The sequence below is a fragment of the Bifidobacterium catenulatum PV20-2 genome (assembly GCF_000800455.1).
GTDB classification, from domain to species: Bacteria; Actinomycetota; Actinomycetes; order Actinomycetales; family Bifidobacteriaceae; genus Bifidobacterium; species Bifidobacterium kashiwanohense_A.
Genome location: NZ_CP007456.1, coordinates 1,613,743 through 1,630,615 on the forward strand (window position 1 = coordinate 1,613,743; position 16,873 = coordinate 1,630,615).

Annotated in this window: 12 protein-coding genes and 1 other RNA gene; 3 read left to right on the plus strand and 10 right to left on the minus strand. The window is 54.9% G+C overall.

What is annotated here, in order from left to right; genetic code table 11:
* Both AH68_RS07125 and AH68_RS07130 read right to left on the minus strand, forming a co-directional pair.
* Nucleotides 1-1,092, minus strand: coding sequence for an ABC transporter permease (locus tag AH68_RS07125; protein WP_039198918.1), 1,092 nt, complete (start codon nucleotides 1,090-1,092; stop codon nucleotides 1-3).
* A 168-nt stretch (nucleotides 1,093-1,260) separates the two neighbouring features.
* Nucleotides 1,261-2,892 carry an ABC transporter substrate-binding protein gene (locus AH68_RS07130; protein WP_039198920.1) on the minus strand — a complete coding sequence of 544 codons (1,632 nt, stop codon included), beginning with the start codon at nucleotides 2,890-2,892 and terminating at the stop codon, nucleotides 1,261-1,263.
* Nucleotides 2,893-3,222: 330 nt separating this feature from the next.
* On the opposite strand from AH68_RS07130, the gene AH68_RS07135 reads away from it, so the two are divergent.
* The 3 genes from AH68_RS07135 (at nucleotide 3,223) to ssrA (ending at nucleotide 6,049) form a co-directional block, all read left to right on the plus strand.
* Nucleotides 3,223-4,425 (plus strand): ROK family transcriptional regulator, encoded by a 1,203-nt coding sequence (locus AH68_RS07135; protein WP_039198922.1) that lies wholly within the window; start codon nucleotides 3,223-3,225, stop codon nucleotides 4,423-4,425.
* A 27-nt stretch (nucleotides 4,426-4,452) separates the two neighbouring features.
* On the plus strand, nucleotides 4,453-5,352 hold the full coding sequence (locus tag AH68_RS07140; protein ID WP_039198924.1) for a carbohydrate kinase family protein: 900 nt from the start codon (nucleotides 4,453-4,455) through the stop codon (nucleotides 5,350-5,352).
* Nucleotides 5,353-5,652: 300 nt separating this feature from the next.
* Nucleotides 5,653-6,049, plus strand: a transfer-messenger RNA (tmRNA) gene (gene ssrA, locus AH68_RS10370).
* Between the two features lie 309 nt (nucleotides 6,050-6,358).
* On the opposite strand, the gene AH68_RS07150 is transcribed toward ssrA, so the two are convergent.
* From AH68_RS07150 to AH68_RS07185, 8 genes are all read right to left on the minus strand, one after another.
* Nucleotides 6,359-7,384, minus strand: coding sequence for a cell division protein FtsQ/DivIB (locus AH68_RS07150; protein ID WP_144245768.1), 1,026 nt, complete (start codon nucleotides 7,382-7,384; stop codon nucleotides 6,359-6,361).
* A gap of 68 nt (nucleotides 7,385-7,452) precedes the next feature.
* On the minus strand, nucleotides 7,453-9,018 hold the full coding sequence (murC, locus tag AH68_RS07155) for a UDP-N-acetylmuramate--L-alanine ligase (protein ID WP_039198931.1): 1,566 nt from the start codon (nucleotides 9,016-9,018) through the stop codon (nucleotides 7,453-7,455).
* Between the two features lie 132 nt (nucleotides 9,019-9,150).
* Nucleotides 9,151-10,326 carry a UDP-N-acetylglucosamine--N-acetylmuramyl-(pentapeptide) pyrophosphoryl-undecaprenol N-acetylglucosamine transferase gene (locus AH68_RS07160; RefSeq protein WP_039199956.1) on the minus strand — a complete coding sequence of 392 codons (1,176 nt, stop codon included), beginning with the start codon at nucleotides 10,324-10,326 and terminating at the stop codon, nucleotides 9,151-9,153.
* A 129-nt stretch (nucleotides 10,327-10,455) separates the two neighbouring features.
* The gene (locus tag AH68_RS07165; protein WP_144245716.1) at nucleotides 10,456-11,712 is read right to left on the minus strand and encodes a peptidoglycan glycosyltransferase FtsW; all 1,257 of its coding nucleotides are present in this window, start codon (nucleotides 11,710-11,712) and stop codon (nucleotides 10,456-10,458) included.
* On the minus strand, nucleotides 11,699-13,138 hold the full coding sequence (gene murD / locus AH68_RS07170; RefSeq protein WP_173405879.1) for a UDP-N-acetylmuramoyl-L-alanine--D-glutamate ligase: 1,440 nt from the start codon (nucleotides 13,136-13,138) through the stop codon (nucleotides 11,699-11,701). Before murD ends, AH68_RS07165 begins: the two co-directional genes overlap by 14 nt.
* Before the next feature lie 96 nt (nucleotides 13,139-13,234).
* Nucleotides 13,235-14,332, minus strand: coding sequence for a phospho-N-acetylmuramoyl-pentapeptide-transferase (gene mraY, locus AH68_RS07175; RefSeq protein WP_039198935.1), 1,098 nt, complete (start codon nucleotides 14,330-14,332; stop codon nucleotides 13,235-13,237).
* A gap of 81 nt (nucleotides 14,333-14,413) precedes the next feature.
* Nucleotides 14,414-15,889, minus strand: coding sequence for a UDP-N-acetylmuramoyl-tripeptide--D-alanyl-D-alanine ligase (locus AH68_RS07180; RefSeq protein ID WP_039199961.1), 1,476 nt, complete (start codon nucleotides 15,887-15,889; stop codon nucleotides 14,414-14,416).
* A gap of 104 nt (nucleotides 15,890-15,993) precedes the next feature.
* The gene (locus AH68_RS07185; protein ID WP_039198937.1) at nucleotides 15,994-16,872 is read right to left on the minus strand and encodes a hypothetical protein; all 879 of its coding nucleotides are present in this window, start codon (nucleotides 16,870-16,872) and stop codon (nucleotides 15,994-15,996) included.
* Nucleotide 16,873: the final 1 nt, after the last annotated feature.

Sequence of the window (16,873 nt, forward strand, 5' to 3'; positions counted from 1 at the left end):
TCAGTACCTCACTCTCGGATCCACCAACGCGGCGATAACGTCAACGATGAAGTTGACGACGGCCACGATGATGGCGATCAGAATCACGATGCCCTGCACAGCTACGAAGTCACGCGCTTTCAGATATTGGGACAACATGAATCCGAGTCCCTTCCATTCGAAGGTGGTTTCGGTAAGCACCGCGCCGGCGAGCATCAATGCGATCTGCATGCCCATAACGGTGATGATTGGAATAAGCGCCGGCCGCCATGCGTGCTTGCTGAGCAGACGTTTTTCGGCGACGCCACGCGAACGCGCAGCCTCGACATAGCCGGAATTGTAGGTGGAAATCACATTGGTACGCACCAAACGAATGAACACGCCTGCGGTGAGCAATCCCAATGCCAGCGCAGGAAGTACGGCGTGGCGCAACACGTCGGCGAGCACGCTCATATCACCCAGCTGCAGTGCATCGATAATGTAGAAGCCGGTCGGAGAGACGAGTCGGGTGAACTGCATTTCCGAAGACAACGAGCATCGACCGGATGCCGGCAACACATTCAGCCAGATGGCGAAAATGAGTTTGAGGACCAATCCCAAGAAGAACACGGGGGTGGCGTAGCACAGAATGGCAAAGGTTCGAATGCCTGCATCGGCAGCGTGATCGCGTCTGCACGCAGCTACACGACCTAAGCCGATGCCTACGATCAAAGCAACAATGAGCGATAGGAGCGCCAACTCGAAAGTCGCTGATCCGTAATGAACAAGAATGCTGATAACCGGCTGATTATCAGTCAATGTAGTGCCGAGATCCCCATGGAGCAACCCCCCAAGGTAATCGATATATTGCACAATAAGAGGACGGTCGTAGCCGGCCGCATGAATACGTTTTTGCAACTCGTCAGGGGCAAGACGACCACCCAATGCCGCAGAAATAGGATCACCAGTAGCTCGCATCACAAAAAACACGACGGTGACGAGAATGAAAACGGTTGGAATAATAAGTAGGAATCGAGTCAGGACAAAACGGAAAAATCCGCCTGACAAATGATTCTTTTTGGCTTGTTTCGGCTTCGTCTCTTGAGAGACGGCCGGAGCTGCTGTGTCTGACACGCGATGCTCCTTGATAAGGGGCCTGTACGGCTTTGATTACAACAATATCGAATCACTGCGCCGTTTCAGGCAGATAATTCGGGAAATGGGGACCTCCGGCCATGGACCGGGGATCCCCAGTGGTTTTCTATGCAGGCTACGGCAGGTTATGCCGCATGTCCGCACATATCACGCCTTGGTGACAGATGCGAAACGGAAACGGAAAGAAGCGTCGAGCACAACACCCTTCACGTTGGCGCCGGTAACTGCAACCTGCGCACCCTGCAGCAGCGGGATGGTGGACAGGTCTTCGGTTTCAAGGGTCTGAATCTTCTTGAGCAGATCCTCACGGGCGCTTTCGTCGGTTTCACCAGCCTGCTCCATAATCAAATTGTTGATTTCGGAGTTGGAGTAAGCGTTGTTCACGAAGTTGCCGTCACGGAAGAACGGAGACAGATAGTTATCCGGGTCGGAGTAATCCGGGAACCAGCCGAGCTGGTAGACCGGGTAGGATCCATCAGAATCCTCGGTAACAACACGGTCTTTGCTGTACTGAGTCCATTCGGTGGACTGCAGGTCGACCTTGAACAGACCACCCTCCTCGAGCTGGGCCTTAAGAGCCGCATACTCGTCGGCGGAAGAGGATCCATAGTGGTCCGGATTGTACTGCAGCTTGAGCTCAACCGGGGTGGAAACGCCTGCGTCCTCAAGAACCTTCTTGGCCTTGTCGGCGCTCGGCTTGCCACTGCCATCACCATACGTGGTCTTGAAGGTGTCTTCGTGACCAGCCAAACCGTCCGGAATGTAGGAGTACATCGGGGTGTACGTGTCCTTATAGACCTTGGTAGCCAACTCCTCGCGGTCGATGAGGTTAGCGACGGCCTGACGCACAGCCTTGGCCTTGTCGGCATTCGGCTCGTCGGACTTGGTGCCGTACGGCTGGATGTTGAAGTTGAAGACCAAGAAGCGTTCCTCACCGCCCGGGCCCTTGACGACCTTGACCTTGGAGTCCTTAGACAGATCATCGATGTCGGTCGGAGTCAGAGAACGGTAGGCCACGTCGACCTGTCCCTGCTGCACGGCCATCTTCAGGTTGGAAGAATCGGCAAAGTACTTAACCTGAACAGTGCTGTTCTTGGCTGGGGTCAGACCCTGATAAGAGTCGTTCTTGGAGTAGCCTGCGACCTCATTGGCCTTGTAGGAGGTCAGAATGTAAGGACCGGCGAAAGCCTTCTTCTTGATGATGGTGTCAGCATCAGTGAGCTTGTCGGCGGAGAAGACCTCTTCGTCGACAATCGGACCGGCCGGGCTGGAAAGCACCTGCTTGAGGGTCACATCGTTCTTGACTTTGGAATGGAACACCACAGTGGTGTCATCCGGCGTATCGATGGATTCGATGTTGGCCAGCAACGAACTCGGACCATTCTCATCGTTGATCGTGTTGACACGGTCGAAGGAGAACTTGACATCAGACGAAGTCAGGTCGTGACCATTGGCGAACTTCAGGCCAGACTTGATCTTAACAGTGAACTCAGTGCCGTCGTCACTCCAAGTACCGTCATCCGCAGCAATGTCCGGAGACAGTTCAGAAGTGTTGTAGTCCTGCGCATACAGGAACGGGAACACATTGATTTGAACGGCATAGGAACCGTTGTCATAGGAGCCGGCAGGGTCAACGCTAGTAACCTTGTCTGTGGTGCCGACGGTAATGACATCCGCATTTCCCGATGCGGAACCGCTATCTTTTACTCCGCCGCATGCCGCGAGCGAGGCCAGCGCGGCAACCGAAACAGCTGCAGCGATAATCTTCTTGTGATTCACTATGGAATCCTTTCTCTTCCTGCTGTCGTAATTGGCACTCCAAAACGACGTGCCACAAGGGTAGGGCACACTTTGTTAGCGGAACATTTCACGGAAGCTCATTTTGCGATGTCACCCTTTCTCGATCTAACAAAAACTCAGCAATCACAACGGTTTTGCAGTTAATATTTTTCTGAAAAGTGTGTGTCAAATAATGAGACAGCCAATCCCATATTGAGAATCGACGGTCCTTGTGACACGCCGAAAGACGGAACTTGCATCAACTAATTAACGGCGTTAATATATCAACTACTTCAACGAAGGGTCCGTGCACTGGCGCAAGGAGGTGTTATGAGTAATTACAGCGCTCAGCAATCATCGATTTCCGAAAACAATCGATCCCGCATCCTGCAATACCTGTATCACAACGGCATCTGCTCACGTGCGCAAATCGCAAAAGCAATCGGATTGACCCCTGCGGCAATCACCAAAATCACGGCAAAACTGCTCGCACAGGATATCATCGAAGAAACCGGCGACATGGAAGGCGATAAGAATCGTCGTTCCATCGGGTTAAATCTCAACTGCGGAAAATACCATGTGATTGGCTTGAAATTCGCACGAAGCTTGGTGCAAATCGGTCTGTTCGACCTGAAATGCAACCGTATTTCGCTTACCGATCTTCCGACCGTCAGCGAAGAAAACATCGACGAGACAGTCAAGCAGATCCACAACACCATTCGTCACCTCATCGCCGAAGACGAGAAAATCGTGGCAGTCGGCATGGCAGTCCCCGGACCGTACCTTGTCGAAGAAGGGCATACCGCACTCGTCTCCTCCATGCAGGGCTGGCGCAAAGTCAATTTCATCAAGGAATTCAGCGAAGCCTTCAATGTGCCCGTATTCGTGGAACAGGACGCACGTGCAGGAGCCTTGGCACAGTTCCTGTTCAACCCGGAGCCGTCCGAAGGATCGCTCGCTTACTATCTGCTTGGCGAAGGCATCGGCCTTGGCATCATCGATAACGGTTCGATCTATTACGGGGCGCATGGCACGGCCACCGAAATCGGACACATCTCCGTTGACGTCAATGGCAAACCCTGCGATTGCGGCAATTACGGGTGTCTCGAACGTTACTGCTCGGCCAATGCGATTCACGAGCGGCTCAACAAGCAGCCAAGCATTGTCCCAGGATGCGAAACCATGACCCACGCACAGGCGTGCACCGCACTGTTCGCCAAAGCTTCCACGGGAGACAAGGCGGCCACGGAATTGACTTCCGAAGTCGCACGATATATCGGATACGGCGCGGTCAACATCATCAACGCCTTCAATCCGACGCATATCGTGCTGGGAGACATCATTTCCCAAGCAGGCCAACCCCTGCTCGACGAAGTCAAAAGGGTCGTTCGCGAGCGTACCATTCCCGAAATCGAGCACGATACCGAAATCACTCTGTCCAGCCTTCCGACGGACGCCACCGTCACCGGTGCCGCAGCTGTGGCCATCACCAATTTTCTAGAACATCCTTCGATGTTCTTTGACGTCGCATAGCACGCCACAACCAAAGAAAGGAACACCATGTCCAAGCCAATCGTCATCTCTCTCGGCGAAATCCTGTGGGATATGCTCCCCACCGGCAAGCGTGCCGGCGGCGCACCCGTCAATTTCGCATACCATGCGTCTCAGAACGGCGCGGAAAGCTTCGCCATCAGCGCGGTCGGCAACGACGAACTGGGCAATGAGCTGCTTGCAGACGCCCATAAGGCCGGCATCAACACGCTGGTGCAGGCCAACGAATACCCGACCGGCACGGTTGATGTGGCTCTGACCAACGGCATTCCGGAATACACCATCATCGAAAACGTGGCATGGGATCACATCAAGCTCACCGACGAGCTCATTGAAGCCGTATCCAAGGCCGACGCCGTCTGCTTCGGCACCCTCGGCCTGCGCTCCCCCGAATCCCACGACACCATCATCGAGCTGCTCAAGCACACCAAGGAAGGCGCACTGAAGTTCTTCGACATCAACCTGCGCGCCAACTTCTACTCCAATGAGCTCATCGAAGAGCTGCTCGGCTACGCGAACATCTTCAAGATCAACGACGAAGAGCTGCTCATGATGCGCGACAGGTTCTCCATTCCTGAGTGCAATGACACAGGGGCATGCAAGTGGTTCATCGACCGCTTCAACCTCGAGTACATCATCCTGACCGGCGGTGCCACGTTCAGCACCGTCACCGCCAAGAATGGCGAAGTCTCCACCCTGCTGACCCCGCATGTCGAGGTTGCAGATACCGTCGGCGCCGGCGATTCCTTCTCCGGCTCCTTCACCGGCAAGCTGCTGACCGGTGCTCCACTCAAGGAAGCGCATCGTGCCGCCGTGAACACCGCTGCCTACGTGTGTACCAAGGAAGGCGGCTGGCCGACATACCCAGCGGAAGGCGTTCCAGATTATCTCGCCGAAGCCGGTAAGTAATCCTACCCCCCTATCATCACCAACGAGGCCACGTCTGCCATCATGGCCTCGTTTTTCATGCTCATATTCAATCCGCAATTGGTGCAATCCCGAACTCCTATGCCCGACCATGGTTCAGCCGGGCCAATATGACGTTCTGCGAATTGGTCATGAATTATTTCGACATTCAGGTCAGGCAGTAAGTCCATGTTCCGACTTCGCTCACAGCACAAGAAAAGCAGCATATGATTTGCGATTATTGACATTCCGTGATATCTTGAAAAGTCCGGTCTTGCACCGGGTGCTTGATAATTCAAGATTGGGGATGATCGGTTTCGACGGTGACCTGTTCGTCGCAGGGAAGCGTGCCGAGAACGTAGGGTCCGCTCGTGGATGCCCCCTACAAAAGAATAAGTGCTAAATCTAACCGCACTGAGTTCGCTCTCGCTGCCTGAGCTTCGCGCCAGGATTAACCAGTGAGCAGCCGCTCCGTTCACTCCTTCTCGTCTTTGGGAGGATGTTGAGCGTCGTTAAGAAGACTTGCTTTGTCGGCTGAGCCACAGGGCCGGCAAGGGACTTTTACTGTAGATATGCTCGCCATCAGTTGTCTGCGACATCGATGGGGGCAGAAAAACCGCCGCACGGCCAGCAGACTACGCACGTAGAAGACTGAGGGTTCGGTTATCGGACCGGGGTTCAATTCCCCGCATCTCCACGGATTAAAAGCCGCCAGAAATGGCGGCTTTTCCTTTATTTCCAACGATTTGCGACTGTTGTTGACGTTTATCGAGATTACGAAAATCACGTCGTTTTCTAAAAAATGTTGCCAAAACGTTGCCACGGAACAAGCCCCCGAACAACAAAAAGCCCCTCCCTCAGCAATGAACCGCACCTCCGATCATCGAATCTGAATTTCTTCAGTCCAACAATCGGGGTGCGGTTCACGCAAGGCAACTGGGGCCCTTCATATATCAAACCTGATACTCAACGTATGCAATTCCCCCTATTTTCAGCGACGTCTTCACCACTATTTGATGATCGGGCGTAGAGGCGCGGACACGTCGACGTTGTGTTTGTCTCCAATCACATTTGGATCATTGATAATCTTGTCGACAACGGCTTTCTTCAACTTAAGATCGGAAGAGTCGCCCCATACGATCACGCGGCCTCCCCCATTGATTTCCGTGGTGATGGAATCCTGGGTTTCAGCCGTCACCTTGGTAATGGAGTTACGCATCGATTCAGACAGCGAGCTCAGAATCTTCAGCGCCTCCTTAATGGAGCGGTTGCTCAGACTCGTATCGACATCCTTCACTTCGATGACGGGAATTCCATCCACGGAGGCACCGCTGACGGAATTCAATATACGCCCCTTGCTATCGACCGCGGTCATGCTGTCTTCACCTGTTTTAAGCATCGCAGCCGGCTTTTGCGCTTTGATGGTCACTTCAAGGGAGTTCGGAAATTGCTTCTTGGATTGCGCGGAAGTGACTCCCGGTATCTCCTTGATTTTCTTTTCTACATCGTTGTTTGATACCAGCAGAATCGATTTCCCGGCCTGCCGACCGGCAATATCCAATACCTGCGACTCGCTCACCCATTCGTTGGCCCCGACAACGGAAATATTGCCAGGTTCAAGACGAAACACCGATGAGAAGAAAAACAACCATGCCAACGCCACCACGACGACCGCAACCGCGGCCAACACGACGGCCCGCATCGCCACAACACGCGCATTCGCCTTACGTCGTTCCTTCAACCGCGCGCCGAAATCAACCACTTTCGGACGGGTGACCACCCCCAAAGTGCCAGTGGTTTCCTCCAACGTCTTCGCAACGAAATCCTCGCCTGCAAGATTGCGCGCATCCACGAAGTCACCTGACCGGGAACGACTCGTCTTGTTCTTGCCTCCGCGCTCCATTTCGGCTTCCGCCTGCGCATGGTTCACGGAAGAAGACGAACGCCCCGCTCCTCCGGCAATGGAACGACCCTTCGGTTGAGACCGAGCCGTGGAGTCGGACTGTTTCCGGCTTTGAATGGTTCTGCCGTGCAACGCATGCTTTTCAGACATCGTTTCAGAACCATCCGAACCCGTACCGGAGCTGACGACCCTTCGCGCCATCAGCCCTCACAATCCCAGCGATGAGCCTGAAGCGCGTGCAATATCACCTCGTCCATCTGCGTGATATCACCAGCGCCAACGGTGAAGATGACATCACCATGATGGGCGCGCATCACCATCATCTGCGCCGCGGTGTGCATGTCTTCCACCCCACGGATCCAATCCTCGGCAGGCGTGTGGTCGAGCTTAAGAGCCTCATCCACAATGGTGGCCGGGCCGACCGTCGGATAATCCTCCTGCTTTTCACGTGCGGGGAAAATGCCAGTGACAATCACATCATCCGCCTTAGCCAGCGCCTCCGCGAATGCTTCCGCGAAAAACCTGGTGCGGGAGAACAAATGCGGCTGGAAAATCACACGAATCGCCGATTGCGGATATTTACGGCGGGCAGCATCCAGCAAAGCCGAAATCTCAGTGGGATGATGCGCGTAATCGTCAACGACGGTCACCTGACTGACGGTGCCGCGCACTTGGAAGCGACGGGCTGCACCGAGGAATGACGTAGCCGCTTCGGCGGCCTTCTCAATGTCAACTCCCAGCAATGAGGCCGCGATAATCGCCGCGGAAGCATTGCGCGCATTATGAATGCCCGGAACGGTGAGCTTCACGGGAATCATACGTTCCTGTTCACTCAGCAGTCCCGCGGGCACATGCAAGGTGAAATGTTCGGCACCGCTTTGCGCGCTTTCACTTTCCGATTCGATATGTACGAACGCCGCCCCATTCAGATCACCCAACGAAGCCGCATCCTGCGTCGCGTACACGACCGTATGCGCTGCCACAGACGCTTCAAGAGCGCGCAACACAGCCAGATTTCCTTCGTCGTCACCGCACATCACCACCGATTTGACGGCATGCTGAACATGGTCCACGAAAGCCGCTCGATAGTTTTCCTGCGTTCCATAATGGTCGAGATGGTCAGCTTCGGAATTGGTGACAATCGCGATTTCCGGATGATATTTAGCAAAGCTTCCATCGGATTCATCGGCTTCCGCCACAAGCACGTCACCTTGGCCTGCATGGCCTCCATCAAGCATCATGCCGTCCTTGCCTTGGATGGATCCGCCAATGGCATAGCTTGGATCAGCCAGATTTCCCTCACCGGCATGGGTAAGAATATGGGCGAGCATGGAACTGGTCGTGGTTTTGCCATGGGCTCCCGCAACCGTTACCGCACGTTTCGTATTCATCAGCAACGAAAGAATGTCGCTGCGATGCACGATGCGTTCGCCCGCCGCATGTGCTGCGACGATTTCCGGATTGTCAGGCTTGATGGCGCTGGAAAAAACGATAGTTCGTTTGCCTTCGACGTTTTCCTCGCGCTGTCCGAATTCGACGGCAATGCCAAGCCCCTGCAAACGATCGGTTTTGGCGCTGGGTTCGCGATCCGAGCCATCCACCTCCACGCCCTGCTCGTGCAGCATCTCGGCAAGTACGCTCATGCCTGCGCCTCCGATGCCGATGAAATGGGTGGCTCCCAGATCGTTCACGCCTTCCTGATGGCTGAATGACACATGGGTTGGATCAAGAATAATGGTACCGGCTTCACGCTGGTTGTCAGTCACGACTGCTCCTCTTGCATATTATGTTTAGCTTGTTCCATTATGGTCTCACCCATGGTCTCGTATTTGACCAATCATGGGTGAGATCCGGAACGCGACTTCAAATGCGACGGACGCATCTGCCGTCGCTACGGCTTACCTTTCGTCAATCATGGAAAGCACACGCCTGGCCATGACTTCGGCGGCATCTCGAATACCGTATTTCCAAGCGTTATCGCCATACCTGGCAAGCGCATCCGAATCGGCTAGCAGATTCGGCACATGACGTTTGACCCATTCGGCAGTGAAGTCAGTGTCCGCCACCATCAGACCACCTTCCGCATCGACGACCGGCTGAGCGTTGAAACGCTGCTCGCCGTTGCCGATCGGTAATGGAACATAAATCGCAGGAAGTCCCAAAGCAGTCAATTCCGAAACGGTGCCCGCTCCGGAACGGCAGATAATCAGATCGGAGCAAGCGAACGCAAGATCGATACGTTCCAGGTAAGGCGCGACTCGATAATCACCGTCGTTGACATGTTCTGGTCCAAGCTCACCAAGCACCTGCTCTCCAGCACTCACCGACACCAACGAACGCACCTCATCGTCTTTGCCTTTTCCCGTCAGGTGAATCACCTGCGCATGTTCCAGCAATTCCTTGGCGGAAGCCGCCACCGCACGATTCACGTTCACAGCGCCCAACGATCCTCCGGTCACCACCACCAGAGGACGGTTCGGATCGACTCCCAGCTGCGCTGCAGCCGTTTGCCTTGTGGCTGCACGGTCATGTTCCATACCTTCGGCTATTGCCGCGATTTCAGCACGCAACGGCAATCCCACACGTTCGGCTTCAACACCCTTGCGTGGTTTCAAACCGGTTTGCGCGTACGCGGTGCCGATCATGGACGCCCAGCGCGCGCCCAGCTTGTTGGCCATGCCAGCACGGGCGTTCTGCTCATGCATCGCAATCGGAATGCCCATCTTGTGCGCGGCCGCATACACGGGAGCCGACGTGTATCCACCGAATCCGACGACCACCTGCGCCTCGTGACGGGTGAGAATGTCCCGAACCTTGGCCGTTTCAGCCTTCCACTGCGCGGGAAACTTCAATGCCGCCATATTGGGCCTACGGGGGAAGGGCACCTTCTCAATGGTTTCCAGCTCGAAGCCCGCTTGCGGAACCAACTCGTGTTCCAAACCGACTGCGGTGCCTACCACCGCGATATCGGCATCCGGCTCAAGCTCGCGAATCACATGTGCCACGGCGAGCAGAGGATTGACATGACCTGCCGTACCACCGCCGGCTAGAACGATATGCTTCTGATTGCTCATAACGTACGAGCTTAGTCCACGGCATCCCGGCACACCATGCGCCATACCGATGCTCGCAAGGATACTCACATTTCATCTACGTTTGGGTACCGCCGCATACGACAGCACCCCGCAGACAACAGTAGCTTTTCAGGCCCGCTGGATTTCCGCTTGAATCTGCGGCTGCTGTTTCATCATGCTGACGGTCACGCCCGCAGCACCCAAACACAGAATCAACGACGAACCACCGGCCGACACGAAAGGCAAAGGCACACCCATCACAGGGAACAGCCCCACCACGACACCAATGTTCACAAACGCCTGACCGACGATCCACACGGTAATATTGGCCAGCACCAAAGTGATATATCTGTCATGTGCTTGGATAGCCACCACCAGCATGCACCATCCAAGCACAAGGAACAGCAGAATCACCAACGAAGCGCCAACGAAACCCGTTTCCTCACCAATGATGGCGAAAATGAAGTCGTTGTGCGCTTCCGGAAGATATCCCCATTTTTCTCCTGAATTGCCGATCCCCACACCCAGCAAGCCTCCGGAAGCCATGGCGTATTTGCCATGCACCGCCTGATAGCAGACACCCTGCATATCGGCCGTAGAACAAGTCTGATATGTAGCCATGATGCGGCCAAGTCGATTCGGACTGCTGATAACAAGACCGCCAACCAAAGCCACACCGCCACATGCCACAATAGCCAGCCATTTGCCAGGAAAATTTCCCAGCAACAACGCGGTCCCCGCAATCGCAAGGAGAATCATGGCCGTACCAAGATCCTTGCCACCCACAACCAACAGCAATGCAAGACCAAGCCACACAATCAACTTGCGATATGCCTGGAACGGCTCCACCTTTTTTATCTGCTTCTGCGCGTCAATCAGCTCCCGAGGCAGCCATACGCATAGCGCAAGCTTGACGACCTCCGCCGGCTGGAAGGTAAATCCAAAAACGCCAATCCAACCTTTATTGCCCTGAACATCAATACCTAACGGAGTAAACGTCAACGATTGCAAGCACAGGGCGACGAACAGAAAAGCGAAACTGACTTTTCTGATAAGCTCCGCCGGAACCATCATGCAGGCCACACCCACAATAAGTCCGAGAACGCAGAATCCACCCTGCTTAATCGCTTGTGACCACGGAGATTGGCCATTGGCGATCATATTCACCGAAGAGCTGGAAAACACCATGATCACACCGAAAATGGTGAGGATAATCACAGAGACCCTAAACCCGTGAAAACACCAAATCGGATTAAGCAGACTTCGCAGACCGACATAACCACGAAAATCGTCGACCCGTTCTTCAGCCGCCCGCCTCTTCTGACGGGTACCGTCACTCTGCTTCTGACGGGTACCGTCACTCTGCCTGGTTCTAGGCTTCTCCATACTCATTCACCCAACGCTGAGCCTGCTGCGCGAACTGGTTTCCACGATCGGCATACGACTTGAACTGATCCATGGACGCGCAGGCAGGCGCCATCAGCACCACATCGCCGGATTGGGCATATTCACCCGCAGCATCGACAGCCCGTTCCATAATGACATCATTATTCGCCGGATCGATGATGGTCAACGGAATGTCGGGAGCGCTCGCTGCGAACGCGTCCAAGATAGGCCGCTGATCTTTGCCGATGATGACCGCGGCTTTGATGGTGTGCGCCTGTTCTGCCACCAACTGTTCGAAACGGCTGCCCTTGGCCAATCCTCCAGCGATCCACACCACGGATTTGTCCGCAAAACTGTTGAGCGATGCCTTGGCCGCATGTGCATTGGTCGCTTTGGAATCATCCACGAAACGGATGCTGCCCCCATCTTGCGTGGTGGCGGTGGCGACGGTCTGAATGCGGTGCCCACCTGGCGTGAATTGTTTCAGAGATGCGATGGCTTTCTCTTTGTCTGCGCCAAGCCCCAGCACCAGCGCCAATGCGGTCAACGCGTCGGCAAGCAAATGCGGGTACACCGTGCCATCAGGCTCAGTCAGATGCGTGAACTCAGACACCTTGGCGACCTGCTCCGGCGTTCCGGGCTTGCCACCTGCGATGCCGGACATATCGACGATCCAGCCGTCCTTCACGCCGATCTGACCATCTTGCGGCTCAGACAGAGTGAATCCGACCTTGCGGCAGCCTTCCGCCGTCTCGGCGGCGAACGCCAGCTTAGTCACACGCTCGTCATCAGCGTTGTATACCAAAGCCTTCTTGACGCGGTGGAAGACCTTCGCCTTATCCGCCGCATAATTATCAATGCCGCCATGCCAGTCAAGATGATCATCCGCGATATTGGTGATCGCAGCGCAATCCAAAGCCAGCGAATCGGTGAAATGCAGCTGGAAGGAACTCAGCTCAACGCATAGCACATCATTTGCCGGATCTACCACGGCATGGGACACCGCCTTGCCGATGTTGCCGACAGCCGGTGCCGTCAGACCGCAAGCCGTCAGCATTTCCGAAGTCATTTCCGTAGTGGAGGTTTTGCCGTTGGTGCCGGTGATGCCGATCCATTGCGCTGGTTCGCCGGTAGAATCGCAATTCACTCGCAGCTGCCAAGCAAGCTCAACCTCACTCATCACAGGAATGCCACGACGTTGCGCCTCAAGAATAAACGGCGTCCTCGGATTGAACACCGGCGAAGTCATAACCAAATCAACATGATCCCAGTCGATGCGATCAAAGGAGTGCAAATCAGCATCAGGCTTCTTTTCATCCACGCCAAGCACTTTTTCGGCGCGGGAACCCAACACTTCCATCATGCTTTGTCCGGAAACTCCAAGACCCGCCACAATCACGGTCTTACCGCTCATATCCATATCCATCATCCTTCGATTGTCGGAACCTCATATGCCTTGATATTCCTTACATGTCACAGTCATGTTGCAGCCGTTCGGCATATCAACGGAACGCAACAGCCGTCACAGACCGGAACGGGCGACCCAATCGCCGTAGAAAATCACCAACGCAACTAGCACAAACAGCAATTCAATCATCCAGAAGCGAATCACAACCTTGACTTCCGGCCACCCCTTCAATTCGAAGTGATGATGGATCGGAGCCATCTTGAACACACGCTTGCGTGTCATCTTGAAATATCCGACCTGAATAACGTCGCTCATGGTTTCAATCACGAACAGGCCACCAAGGATAATCGCCAGAAATTCCGTGTGCGTGGCGATGGACATGGCCGCGAACAGGCCGCCAAGCGCCAGAGAACCGGTATCTCCCATAAAAATGGATGCCGGATTGGAGTTGTACCACAGGAATCCGAAGCACGCCATCGCCGTACAGGCCGCGATGATGGTCAAATCAAGGGGATCAGACACCGCGTAGGCGAAGCCTTCATGCCCCGAGCCCTTGAGATGGTAGAACTCCCAAAAAGCAATCACCGCATATCCCATGAATGCAATCATCGAAGAACCAGCGGCCAATCCGTCAAGACCATCGGTCAGGTTGATGGCATTGGTCCATGCGGTCATCAGGAAGTTCACCCAAATCACGAATAGCACGATGGCCACGGTTTTGCCTGCGAACTCGAAACTGAAAAACGGCTTTTCAATGAAGCTCATGCCGGCCTGCGCGCTGGGGAAACCGGAGTTCGTCGGCAGAAGCAACGCCAGCACCGCATAAATGGTAGCGAGAATGAACTGACCGATGAATTTGCCTTTGACCGTCAGACCTTCACTCTGCTTTTTGCGAACCTTCGCGAAATCGTCGATGAATCCCAGCATACCCATCGATAGCATAGCGAACAGCACCAGCAGTGCCGACCATGACGGTACCTCTCCCCTGGTGATGAAGCGATACAATGCCGACGAGCCCCAGCCCAACACAACCGCCAGATTGATGACCAAGCCACCCAACGTAGGCGTGCCACGCTTGACCAGATGGGACTTCGGACCATCTTGGCGTATGTACTGCCCGTAATTAAGCTTGTGCACCAAACGAATCAGCAGCGGGGTTCCCACAATCGTCACGCCCAGCGACACCACAATTCCGATGATGAGCGAAATCACCTGATGTTCTCCGTTTCAGTCAGACATTCTTCAGATAACGTCGATTATTCGATTATTCAAATCTTGCTAAGTGCTTTTGTTCTATTGTGCGGCCAGGTCCTGCCAACGTTCGGCCAGAGCGCTCAAGCCGGAAGCGTGGGAACCTTTAAGCAGCACCACGGCACCTGGATGTTCAACGGCGAGTCGCGTCACAAGACAATCGGCCTCATCGATATCGTGGACCCAATAGACGTGAGAAGCGTCTCCCGCCAATGATGCGCCGTCAGCCATGGCACCTGCCAGAGCGTCCAGAGAGGCATCGGATGCACTGCCAACCGTCAGCAGCGCATCAACCCCGCCTTCCAACGCATACCGGCCGATACCAACATGCAAATCCTTTTCATCCGGACCAAGCTCAAGCATGGCGCCCAACACCGCAATACGGAATGGCTGGCTTTCGGAACCAGCCTTCCAACGCAGCAATCCGTCAAGACCAGCTTTCATGGAATCAGGATTGGCGTTGAATGAATCATCAATCAGCGTGAATGACGTTTCCTGCTTGTTCACGGTGGAAACAGCCATACGATGGGGGCTGATGGCCGTCACATCCGACAATGCTGATGCGACCTCGCCAATCGACATGCCCAAACGCATCGCCACCGAAGCGGCGGCAAGCGCATTCATGACATTATGCTGACCGCAGATGCCCAAGGTGACTTCGGCATGTTCACCATCACCGTTTTCCAGAGTGAAGGACGGATGGTCCAACTCGTCGCAACGCACATGCTGAGCGGTGATCGCAGGATTGCCACCATCACCATTCGGAAGTCCGAACCACATCACGTCGCCCGGAGCGAAGGCGCTCATCGCAGCCACGTGCTCGTCGTTCGCATTCAGCACGGAAAGACCCCCGGGAACGAGGCCATGAATGATTTCCGACTTGGCCTGCGCGATGCGTTCCACAGAGCCGAATTCGCCCAAATGCGCGACGCCGACTTTCAGCACAACCGCGATGTCCGGCGGCACCAGCGACGTCAGATTAGCGATTTCCCCAACATGGTTGGCACCCATTTCCGCTACCAGAAAACGAGTTTCGGCATTTACTTTGAGCGAGGTCAAAGGCAGGCCGATTTCGTTATTAAACGATCCGACCGGTGCGACCGTCGGTCCCATATGAGACAGCAACGCCTTCATAAGATCCTTGGTGGTGGTCTTGCCGACAGAACCGGTGATGCCGACCACCGTAAACGGAGTCCCCAGCGCGCGACGGCGCTCGATATTGTGCTTGGCCAACGCCCCCAAGGCCAGCACCGTATTCTCCACCACAATCTGAGGCACACCGGCGTCGGCGATCGCATGGTCGACTATTGCGACAACGGCACCTTGAGCGCCCACGTGCGGCACGTAATCGTGACCGTCCACACGCTCTCCGGCAATCGCTACGAAAACCGAACCTTCAATGATTTGCCGTGAATCGGTGAATGCGCTGGTGGCCACCGGCACATTCACCGCCGCAGTTCCGGCAATCAGCCGTCCCTGAACCGCCTGGGCGATCTCCTCCAAGCTCATTGGCATCATGGTCAGGCTGCTCACTGTGTTTTCTCCTCTGTGTTGCTGTTCCGTTTACTGTTCACGTTGTTTGCGATTATCGTGTGTGCTTTACGTATCCGTTCCGATTGAAACTAGTTCAGATCTCGGGATACGCGCAACGCGCTTTTGATATTGGCCTTGCGTACACCCGCCGCAAGCACCATCGATATGGACAGCGACAATGCGCTGCTGTTCGTCTGCCCGTACGCCGCTGCCGCTTGCGATGCGAGTACATCGGATTCCTGCGTACGGACGGCGATATGGGTCCGCTTTCCGACAGCGCATCCAAATCGCGCAACCGATTTGACGATCTCGGCTTCGCCTAGACCATTGTCATCGCAACCAAGCACATCGACACTTACCGACTGCAATGCGTCGTCTTTCAACGTCTCCTCGCTCAAAGCGAGAATCACAGCAGCAGCACCGTCTTCAGCGCACACAGCCATCGTACGCTGCACGTCAAGAATCGATAATGGATAGTCCAGATCGAGATATCGTTCCAACGATTGCGAATTGCCCGAGCTGATCACACCAACCGGATTACCAAGCATATGCAGGAAATCAGCAAGATCCCTCACTCCCTGGTCCACCGCCTGCGCATCGTTTCCCGCCACGGCGAACACCGCCAACGAATCGGACGGGCTACCCGCCATTTCGCTGGCAAGCCTACCCAACTGCTGTGCGGTCGGCTCGGCATAGATCACAGGAATCTGTATACCTTCCGTCTTACCACGCAACGCATGAGGCACCACCGCACCATATGCGCCAAGTGCTTGAGCCTGACGCAACTGTTGCTCATCCACCGGTGCGGACGGCATGAACAACGATCCCGGCCGCACCGAATCGATATCGTCCGCAATGGACGTGATCGTCACTTCAGTGGCAAACGTAGGATCCAAGTCAAAGCCATATCTGCTGGCAAGCAGACCCAATGTCATTCGTCTGTTCATGGACTCACTGACCGCGCTCATC

Bases quoted from the DNA above. Each gene is read 5' to 3' on its own strand.
- AH68_RS07140 (WP_039198924.1), top strand. From the start codon at position 4,453: ATGTCCAAGCCAATCGTCATCTCTCTCGGCGAAATCCTGTGGGATATG.
- murD (WP_173405879.1), bottom strand. From the start codon at position 13,138: ATGGATATGGATATGAGCGGTAAGACCGTGATTGTGGCGGGTCTTGGA.
- AH68_RS07135 (WP_039198922.1), top strand. From the start codon at position 3,223: ATGAGTAATTACAGCGCTCAGCAATCATCGATTTCCGAAAACAATCGA.
- AH68_RS07180 (WP_039199961.1), bottom strand. From the start codon at position 15,889: ATGATGCCAATGAGCTTGGAGGAGATCGCCCAGGCGGTTCAGGGACGG.
- AH68_RS07160 (WP_039199956.1), bottom strand. From the start codon at position 10,326: ATGAGCAATCAGAAGCATATCGTTCTAGCCGGCGGTGGTACGGCAGGT.
- AH68_RS07165 (WP_144245716.1), bottom strand. From the start codon at position 11,712: ATGGAGAAGCCTAGAACCAGGCAGAGTGACGGTACCCGTCAGAAGCAG.
- AH68_RS07185 (WP_039198937.1), bottom strand. From the start codon at position 16,872: ATGAGCGCGGTCAGTGAGTCCATGAACAGACGAATGACATTGGGTCTG.